The sequence below is a fragment of the Capnocytophaga sp. genome (genome assembly GCF_030532915.1).
Taxonomy (GTDB): Bacteria; Bacteroidota; Bacteroidia; order Flavobacteriales; family Flavobacteriaceae; genus Capnocytophaga.
The window spans coordinates 1-9384 of sequence record NZ_JAUNKD010000058.1 but is presented as its reverse complement, the minus strand read 5'-3'; the positions used below and the strand labels follow the sequence as shown (position 1 = coordinate 9384).

At 38.8% G+C, this 9384-nt stretch carries 9 protein-coding genes and 2 tRNA genes; 4 read left to right on the top strand and 7 right to left on the bottom strand.

What is annotated here, in order from left to right; genetic code table 11:
- The first annotated feature begins 186 nt into the window (after window positions 1–186).
- Together Q4D72_RS11605 and Q4D72_RS11600 are read left to right on the top strand one after the other, a co-directional pair.
- A complete protein-coding gene (locus Q4D72_RS11605) occupies window positions 187–561 on the top strand; it encodes a hypothetical protein (RefSeq protein ID WP_303078062.1) in 375 nt (124 codons plus the stop codon).
- Window positions 562–1108: 547 nt separating this feature from the next.
- Window positions 1109–3568: a M1 family metallopeptidase gene (locus Q4D72_RS11600; RefSeq protein WP_303078060.1), complete on the top strand. Its 2460-nt coding sequence runs from the start codon at window positions 1109–1111 to the stop codon at window positions 3566–3568.
- 140 nt (window positions 3569–3708) lie between these two features.
- Here the strand turns inward: Q4D72_RS11600 and ftsY are convergent, their stop codons facing one another.
- The 5 genes from ftsY to Q4D72_RS11575 all read right to left on the bottom strand — a co-directional run bounded on the left by ftsY (window position 3709) and on the right by Q4D72_RS11575 (window position 6353).
- A complete protein-coding gene (ftsY, locus tag Q4D72_RS11595; protein ID WP_303078058.1) occupies window positions 3709–4671 on the bottom strand; it encodes a signal recognition particle-docking protein FtsY in 963 nt (320 codons plus the stop codon).
- A 154-nt stretch (window positions 4672–4825) separates the two neighbouring features.
- Window positions 4826–4978, bottom strand: a complete 153-nt coding sequence (locus Q4D72_RS11590) for a DUF4295 domain-containing protein (protein WP_018279503.1) — start codon at window positions 4976–4978, stop codon at window positions 4826–4828.
- A gap of 9 nt (window positions 4979–4987) precedes the next feature.
- The gene (gene rpmG, locus Q4D72_RS11585) at window positions 4988–5170 is read right to left on the bottom strand and encodes a 50S ribosomal protein L33 (RefSeq protein ID WP_303078054.1); all 183 of its coding nucleotides are present in this window, start codon (window positions 5168–5170) and stop codon (window positions 4988–4990) included.
- 27 nt (window positions 5171–5197) lie between these two features.
- On the bottom strand, window positions 5198–5431 hold the full coding sequence (gene rpmB, locus Q4D72_RS11580; RefSeq protein ID WP_303078052.1) for a 50S ribosomal protein L28: 234 nt from the start codon (window positions 5429–5431) through the stop codon (window positions 5198–5200).
- A 127-nt stretch (window positions 5432–5558) separates the two neighbouring features.
- Window positions 5559–6353 carry an HAD family hydrolase gene (locus Q4D72_RS11575; RefSeq protein WP_303078050.1) on the bottom strand — a complete coding sequence of 265 codons (795 nt, stop codon included), beginning with the start codon at window positions 6351–6353 and terminating at the stop codon, window positions 5559–5561.
- Between the two features lie 76 nt (window positions 6354–6429).
- On the opposite strand from Q4D72_RS11575, the gene Q4D72_RS11570 reads away from it, so the two are divergent.
- Together Q4D72_RS11570 and recG are read left to right on the top strand one after the other, a co-directional pair.
- Window positions 6430–6792, top strand: coding sequence for a hypothetical protein (locus Q4D72_RS11570; protein WP_303078048.1), 363 nt, complete (start codon window positions 6430–6432; stop codon window positions 6790–6792).
- A 63-nt stretch (window positions 6793–6855) separates the two neighbouring features.
- Window positions 6856–8970, top strand: coding sequence for an ATP-dependent DNA helicase RecG (gene recG / locus Q4D72_RS11565; RefSeq protein ID WP_303078046.1), 2115 nt, complete (start codon window positions 6856–6858; stop codon window positions 8968–8970).
- A 139-nt stretch (window positions 8971–9109) separates the two neighbouring features.
- On the opposite strand, the gene Q4D72_RS11560 is transcribed toward recG, so the two are convergent.
- Both Q4D72_RS11560 and Q4D72_RS11555 read right to left on the bottom strand, forming a co-directional pair.
- A tRNA-Val gene (locus tag Q4D72_RS11560) sits at window positions 9110–9184 on the bottom strand.
- 36 nt (window positions 9185–9220) lie between these two features.
- Window positions 9221–9295: transfer RNA gene (locus Q4D72_RS11555), tRNA-Val, on the bottom strand.
- Window positions 9296–9384 lie beyond the last annotated feature (89 nt).

Sequence of the window (9384 nt, the reverse complement as noted above, 5' to 3'; positions counted from 1 at the left end):
ACAAGGTGTTCGCCTTATGAACTTTTTGAAAAATATAACGACAAATTATTTTGAGGTAGCTATAAAATCAAGTCAAAATTACTTTTTTACCGATAGTATTCACTGAAAAAAAAAGACGTTATGGAAGAAAACAAAGTATTTAGTTTGCTGATATATAGAATATATCGAGTATTCATAAGCTGTTTTATGTTTCCAATAGCGATACTTATTTGCATCGCTTTGTCAGTGCATATTTCCGTTCCGGTACTGAAATGGATAATTCCGATAGTTGTTTTTATCGGGTTGATTCGATTGCTTATATATTTCACGGTAAGCCGCATCACGGTGCATTTTACAGATGACAAACTGGTTTTTACCCAAAACAAAAAGCTATTATTCAACTACAATGCCATACCAACAATAAACCTTTCAGACATAAATGCCATCATTACAGATGCCAAAGAAAACACACTTCACGGCATTGTAACCAAAAACGGAAATAGCAAACTAAGGAGTGTCAAATCAAATCTATTTTTCAAAAGTGATGCAAAACAATTCGTCGATTTTTTAAAAGTGAGGTAAATAACCTAAAAATAAAAGATGAATTTGACCTCTGGGCAGAAAAAGGCTATCTAATTTGGGCATATCGTATTAACACGACATTATTGGTTCTTATCCCTCTTGTTACGATTATTGCAAGTGTGGCAAAAGGCGGTAAACCAAAGAGTTTGTTACTATTATTTGTCATTCTACCTAATTTAGTATTCTATCAAATTAAAATAAAACAGAAATTAAAACAACATAAGCAGTAAGCATTGTTTCATGTTTGGTAAGAATTGAAATATGTTGTGTAATTATCAAAATGTTGTGAAATAAAACTACCCTATTTTGGGTCAAATTTTTAGTATTTTGGATGGTAGGGGCGTATTGTATACGCTCAAAAATTTATAATCGGGCGTATGCAATACGCCCCTACAACGCAACCTAAAATTATGATTCATTTACAAAAAATGTTGGGGTATTGCCCTCCATCTTTCTCTTTTTATTAGTTTCTATAAGTGATTATTCAGTAAAAATGATGTTTATAACCTTGAAATATAATATCTTTGCAAAAAAAATAAAATACTTTATGAAATATATCCGAATTGCCCTGTTTTTAGCAGGATTTTCATCAATGTATGCACAGACTGAAACCTCAGGCAGAGGAACCTATCGGGCAACTCCCGAGTTAAAAACAAAATTGGAGCATACAAAACTCAAAGTATCCTTTAACTTTGACAATCAAACGCTTGACGGAGAAGAATGGCTCACGGCATCGCCCTTTTTCTATGCGTCGGACAGCCTAATTTTAGATGCAAAAGCGATGCTCATTCATCAAGTATCGTTAAATGAGCGGTCATTACCTTATAAATATGAAGGCGATTTCCTACGTATTAAGTTAGATAAGACATATCATAAGGGCGAACGCTTTACAGTTTACATCAAATACACGGCTCAACCGGAAAAAGTCCCACATAAGGGAAGCCAAGCGATAAATGATGCGAAAGGCTTGTATTTTATCAATCCGAAAGGCGAAATTCCCGGTGTTCCCACACAAGTTTGGACGCAAGGCGAAACAGAATCCTCGTCGTGCTGGTTTCCGACCCTTGATAAGCCCAATCAGAAAACCACGCAAGAAATCTATATCACCGTTCCTGATAAATTCGTAACACTTTCTAACGGAATGCTGGAATCTTCCGAAAAAAAAGCGGGCAACTTACGAACCGATTACTGGGTGATGAACCAACCACACGCTCCGTACCTTTTCTTTATGGGTGTGGGTGATTTCGCCGTGGTAAAAGACAAGCCCTGGCGGGGGAAAATTCCGGTAGATTACTACGTTGAGAAAGAATATGAGAGCGTTGCCAAACAAATTTTCGGGCATACCGCCGAAATGATGGAATTTTATTCGAAAAAATTCGGGTATGACTTCCCCTGGCAGAAATATGCTCAAATGGTAGTGCGCGATTTCGTTGCCGGAGCGATGGAAAACACCACCGCAGTGAGTCACGGCGAATCAGCACACCAAACAGCCGATGTATTGGCGGACAATAACTATTGGGAAGCGGTCATTGCTCACGAAATGGGGCATCATTGGTTCGGAAATCTGGTAACTACCGAAAGCTGGGCGAACCTGACCATTAACGAGTCGTTCGCTAACTATTGCGAATACCTCTGGTACGAATATAAGTACGGAAAAGACGCAGCTGACCATCATCTTGCCAAATCTGTAAATCAATATCATCATCGCCCGAGTGATTTCGTAAAAAAATTGGTTCGTTTCGGTTATGATGACAAGGAAGATATGTTTGATTTGGTGTCATACAACAAAGGTGGCGGTATTTTGCATATGCTTCGTGATTATTTAGGAGATGATGCGTTCTTTGAAGGAATTACTGACTTTCTGAAAACCAATCAGTTTGGTACGGGCGAGGCTCATCAGCTTCGGATTTCATTTGAGAAGGTCAGTGGGAAAGACCTAAACTGGTTTTTCAATCAGTGGTTCTTCGGGAGTGGCAATCCGTTGGTTCGTATAGAAAAAAGTTACGATGCGAATGCGAAACAAATCCGTTTGAATGTCATTCAAAATCAGGGAGACGAAATTCTGTTTGAGTTTCCTTTGGAAGTTGATGTGTATCAAAACGGAAAGTACGTTCGGCATCACGTTTGGGTAAATGCCCGTAAGGAAAATACCTTTACTTTCCCTGCTGAAAAGGCTCCGAACCTAATTAATATTGACCCGCGCGGCATTCTTTTGATGCGGGAGGAAAAATATAAGAACGCAGACGAATATCTGTTTCAGTATCAGAATGCCAAAGACTTCAAAAGCCGTTCCCAAGCAGTAGATTTCGCTAAACGTGAGCAACATAAAGGCATCTTGTTGCTAGCGATGAAAGACCCGTTCTATGAGCTTCGCATTCAGGCGTTAAATGGCTTAACCGATTTGAAACTAACCAAGAAAGAACTCTCCGAAATTCAAAAAATAGCCTTAAAGGACGATAAAAATTTGGTAAAATCGGCTGCAATGTGGGCATTGGCGGCTTCAGGTGATAAAAAATACGGTTCTGTTTTTGAAAAGGGTTTGTCGGTGCAGTCGGCTTCGGTTCGTAATGCGGCTCTCAACGGAATTGGCAAACTTGACCCGAAACGAGCCAAATCGTTCTTAGAAAAATCGAATCCTGAGGAATTTACACCCGACCAATTGGTAGTTCTGGCATCGGTAATTGTTGATGATAAGATGGAAAAGTACTTAGAAAGAGTACTTGGCAATTTTGTATTCTATCCTTTCTTACAACACGACAACCCGAAGTTAGCTCAAACCTTTGAAAAAGGCTATCTATGGGCGATGAGTTTGGATAACAGCAAATTAGTGGAGGTTGTTTCCCAATCATTAAGCCAAGTTGCTCCGTATGCAAAAGAAAATAGTGAAACGAGAGGTGCTCTTCTTGATGTAATTGAAAAAGCGCTTGCCACTAAAAGAAAACTCCCCCATACGGAAAGTATTCAACAGCAAATAAATCAATTAGAAACAGTTAAAACCTTATTTTAAAGCAAAAAAGAGCGAAGAAATTTCGCTCTTTTTTAATAACTTTATGGGTGGTATGCTTTAAAATTCAGTCAAACAGAAGTTATTAACGCATAATTGCTTTATCATTAAACACATCGGGCAGCACTTAAGATTTATTTTGATTATTCTTTAAAGAAAGAATCTACAAATTCGTATTTATTGAAGATTTGTAGGTCATCAATGCCCTCCCCTACGCCAATATATTTCACGGGAATCTGAAATTGGTCAGAAATACCGATTACCACACCGCCTTTGGCTGTTCCGTCCAGCTTTGTAATGGCAAGTGAGGTAACATCTGTAGCTCGGGTAAATTCTTTGGCTTGTTCAAAGGCGTTTTGCCCTGTTGAACCGTCTAAAACAAGCAAAACATCGTGCGGGGCATCGCCAACTACCTTTTGCATCACGCGTTTTACTTTGGTAAGTTCGTTCATCAAGTTGATTTTATTGTGCAAACGTCCGGCTGTATCAATTATCACAACGTCAGCATTTTGGCCCACCGCCGATGTGAGCGTATCATACGCCACCGAAGCGGGGTCACTACCGAGTTGCTGCTTCACAATGGGCACATCAACGCGGTCTGCCCATACTTGCAACTGGTCAATCGCAGCGGCACGGAACGTATCGGCAGCGCCCAACACAACCTTTAATCCTTTGTTTTTAAACTGGTTGGCAAGTTTACCGATGGTGGTTGTTTTTCCGGCTCCGTTCACGCCCACTACCATAATTACGTATGGTTTTTTATTAGTCGGGACAGAAAAATCAACTTCTTCACCGTTATTGGTTTCAGAAAGGAGTCCGGCGATTTCTTCCCGCAGGATTTTATTCAATTCACTTGTACCCAAATATTTATCTTTGGCTACACGCTCTTGAATACGGTCGATGACTTTCAATGTGGTATTTACACCTACATCGCTGGCAATGAGCACTTCTTCCAGATTGTCAAGCACATCGTCATCTACTTTTGATTTCCCGACGATGGCTTTACCGAGTTTATCAAAAAAACTGGTTTTTGATTTTTCAAGCCCTTTGTCTAAGGTTTCCTTCTTTTCTTTTGAGAAAATATTTTTAAAAAACTTTAATGCCATTTTCTTTAAATTATTTATTCAGAATTGGTTACAAAAAATACGGCGCTAAACCAAAATTTTTTGCTAAAATACAAAAAATATGAATACGCGCAATAATTAAAAACAAAAAAGCTGTCTCACGACAGCTTTCGGTACTATAAATAGAGAAAATTAATTATTTCTTTTTCAAAAATTCATCAACCAACTCAGGAGCCATAACGCTCTCAACAAACGTGTAAGCACCTGTTTTAGGAGATCTTACCATTTTAATGGCTTTTGTTAATTTTTTTGATTTTCCCTGTAATGTTGCTACTGTTTTCTTTGCCATAACTCCTTATTATTTAATTTCTTTATGAACAGTTACCCTTTTCAAAACAGGATTAAATTTTTTAAGCTCTAACCTGTCGGGTGTATTTTTTTTGTTTTTTGTTGTGATGTAACGAGAGGTCCCGGGCATTCCTGATTCTTTATGCTCGGTACACTCCATAATAACTTGTATTCTGTTTCCTTTCTTAGCCATTGCAGTATATTTTATTTTGTGATACTATTAAATGTATCCGTTACGTTCTACTTCTTTTAAAACGGCGTAAATGCCTTTTTTATCAATTGTTTTGATTGCCGAAGCCGATACTTTTAGAGTAATCCAACGGTCTTCTTCGGGAATGTAAAAACGTTTGGTTCTTAAATTTACGTTGAATTTACGTTTTGTTTTGTTCATCGCGTGCGACACATTGTTGCCCACTAACGCTTTCTTACCTGTTAATTCACAAACTCTTGCCATTTTTCTCTATTTCTTTGTTATAAAACTTAGTTAATCAAAATCAGGGTGCAAATTAACGGACTTTTTTTGAAACTGCCAAATTATATCGGATATTTTTTTGAAAATTAGCTTTCAGCAGGTCAGAAAATCAGGACATTTGCCCAAGTATTTTTTCAATTTGAAACACCACCCCCTCATTATCGTTATCGTAATCAGTTACAAATGAAGCTATTTGCTTAACTTCGGGTTGGGCATTTTTCATCGCGAAACTAAATTGAGCGGCTTGCATCATTTCAAGGTCATTGAGTTGGTCACCAAAAACGGCTGTTTCGAGTGGAGTGATTCCCCACAAACGATGCAATTCTTTCAAGGCCAATCCTTTATTAACCTCTTTATCGGTAACATCCAACCATAATTCGCCCGAAATAACCACATTAAAACAAGCTGAAAATTCTTTTAAATAATTGAACGAATTGAGTTTAGCCGTTTTTTCATCACAAATTGAAATTTTAAAAATCGTGTCATCAACAGCTGAAAAATTATCAACACGCTGATGTGCAGGATAATGCCGAACGATTTCATCAAAAATACACTCGGAATCAGTTTTGATATACGCCTTCTTTTTTCCGCAAACAACCGTTCCGATGTTTTTAATTTGCTCACAAACCGCCAAAACAGGCGCTATTTCGGTGATTTTCATCGGTTTTTCAAACAATTCACGCCCTTGAAACTTGATTAAAGCGCCGTTGTCGGAAATAAAACCGATTTCGGAAGCAATGGGAGCAAAAAGCTGTTCCAAACTCTGCATTTGTCGCCCGCTGGCAACACAAAAACGAATATTCTTGGTTTTCAATCGTTTAAAAACATCCCAGAAACGAGGCGGAATTTCTTTTTTATGATTCACCAAAGTTCCGTCAATATCCGATACGATTAATTTTATCATATTTTTTTCGGCAAAGGAACAATTTTTTTAGTAAAATACCTATATTTGCACCATAAATAATTTAATTTTTTAAACGATGATGAAAAAAACTTTATTTTTAGTGATGGCAATTATTGGGTTGGTGGGTTGTAGTAAAAGCGATGATGGCGGAAGTTCAGGAAGTGGAACATATTCCATAAAAGTCCTTAAAGCAGAAGACATTACATTAAGAGCCATTGTAGCTGTTTATGACGGCACTACCCACACGGAAACGGTAAACAAAGTTTTAAAAGAAGATTTTGTGAAGACCTATGACGTAAAGCAGGGAAACATCACCGTATCTGTTTCGGGTATCGGAAATGATGTTTCGAAATTAACCTTACAACTACTTAAAGACGGTAAAGTACTAAAAGAAAGTACTTCCAGTGGTCCTATTTTAGGTGCAACCGTCTCAAATTAAAAAAACAAAAACCGCCTCAGGGTGGTTTTTTACTATAAAAACATTGTGTAACGATTTAACGTGATGAACCCCGAAATCATACATACGCCAATTGAGTACCTGCCGGGTGTCGGGAAACAACGCGCCGAGTTACTAAAAAGCGAATTGGGCATTTTTCAGTTTCAAGATTTGCTGAACTTATTTCCGTTTCGATACATTGACCGAACGCGTTTTTACAAGATTAACGAACTGCAAACCAATCTTTCGGAAGTGCAAGTTATCGGAAAAATCATACATCTGAAAACGGTTGTTTCAGCCGCTCCCAAAGGCACGGAGCGCTTGGTGGCGACCTTTATTGATGAAACCGGCACTATGGAACTGGTTTGGTTCAAAGGGCTGAAATGGCTTCGTGATACGCTCAAAATCAATCAGCCTTATGTAATTTTCGGGAAAGCCAATTCCTTCAACGGCACTTTTTCAATGGCACACCCCGAAATGGATTTGTTAGATGATTTTAACAAAATCCCCAACGGAAGCATTCAGCCGGTGTACCCGTCCACTGAAAAATTGACCAAACGAGGCGTTACCAATCGGGTAATGCGCCAACTGATGACGCACGTGTTTGACGCAGTTAAGCCTGCCTTTTATGAAACGTTGCCTCCTTCGGTGATTTCGGCTATGAGACTGATTTCCAAATCGGAAGCGATGACGCATATTCACTTCCCTAAAAATCAGGAATGGCTCACCAAAGCCACATTTCGGCTGAAATTTGAAGAACTTTTTTATGTTCAATTACAATTGGTCAAGAAAAATATTGTACAGAAACAGAAAATCAAAGGTTTTCCGTTTCATAACGTAGGGGATTATTTTACAACGTTTTACAACAATCACTTGCCTTTTTCACTGACCGAAGCCCAAAAACGGGTGCTTAAAGAAATCCGCAACGATTTGGGCAGTAACGCCCAAATGAACCGACTTTTGCAAGGCGATGTAGGTTCGGGCAAAACCATCGTAGCACTAATGACGATGCTTTTGGCAATTGACAATGGATTTCAGGCTTGTTTGATGGCGCCCACTGAAATTTTGGCAAATCAGCACTATCAAGGCATTTCAGATTTGTTACAGAATATGAACGTAAAGATGGCATTGCTAACGGGTTCAACCAAAACAAAAGAGCGTAACCTAATAGACAAGCAACTAAAAAACGGCGAACTTTCCATTTTGATTGGCACACACGCCGTTTTAGAAGACAAAGTGATTTTCAGCAATTTAGGTTTAGCGATTATTGATGAACAACATCGTTTTGGAGTGGCGCAACGCTCCAAACTTTGGCAAAAAAACAGCATTCCGCCGCATATTTTGGTGATGACCGCCACGCCCATTCCGCGAACCTTGGCAATGAGCGTGTACGGCGATTTGGATATTTCGGTAATTGACGAATTGCCTCCGGGGCGAAAACCCATACGAACCATTCATAAGTTTGAAAATCACAGAGCCAAAGTGTATGAATTTGTAAAAAGCGAAATTGATAAAGGCAGACAGGCGTATGTGGTGTATCCGCTTATTGAAGAATCAGAAACCCTTGATTTTAAAAACCTTACAGAAGGATACGAATATATTTCTGCCTCCTTTCCACTACCGAAATACAAGGTGTCAATGGTTCACGGACGAATGAAACCCGCCGAAAAAGACGCCGAAATGGAAAAATTTGTAAAAGGCGAAACACAAATAATGGTCGCCACTACCGTCATTGAAGTGGGAGTAAATGTACCGAACGCTTCGGTAATGATCATTGAAAGTGCCGAACGTTTCGGGCTATCGCAACTACATCAATTACGAGGAAGAGTTGGACGAGGCAGTGAGCAAAGTTATTGTATATTAATGACCGGCAATAAGTTAGGCAACGATACCCGTACCCGAATGGAAACGATGGTACGCACCAATGACGGTTTTGAAATTGCCGAAGTTGATTTAAAATTACGCGGTCCCGGCGATTTGATGGGAACACAACAAAGCGGTGTGTTAAATTTAAAAATTGCCGACATCGTAAAAGACCAAGAATTACTAAAAATAGCTCGCTTTCAAGCTATTGACTTATTAAAATCAGACCCCGATTTACTAAAACCCGAAAATGCAACGGTGGCTTACACACTCGCTCAGTTGTTCAAACATAAAAACATCTGGACGCATATTTCGTAAACATCTTTTTTAGGAAACTTAAAATTATTTATGCAGCTGAATGATTTTTAAGAAATACCAAAACCTTCTGTTTTTCAACAATTTAAACGAAAATAAAGAAATAAAAAAAGCCTTAAAGACAAGTCTTTAAGGCTTTTTGTGGGTCCTACTGGATTCGAACCAGTGACCCTCTGCTTGTAAGGCAGATGCTCTGAACCAGCTGAGCTAAGAACCCTCCAAAATAAATCAATTGTTTAACTAAAAAAATGTGTGGGTCCTACTGGATTCGAACCAGTGACCCTCTGCTTGTAAGGCAGATGCTCTGAACCAGCTGAGCTAAGAACCCTCCAAAATAAATCAATTGTTTAACTAAAAAAATGTGTGGGTCCTACTGGATTCGAACCAGTGACCCTCTGCTTGTAAGGCAGATGCTCT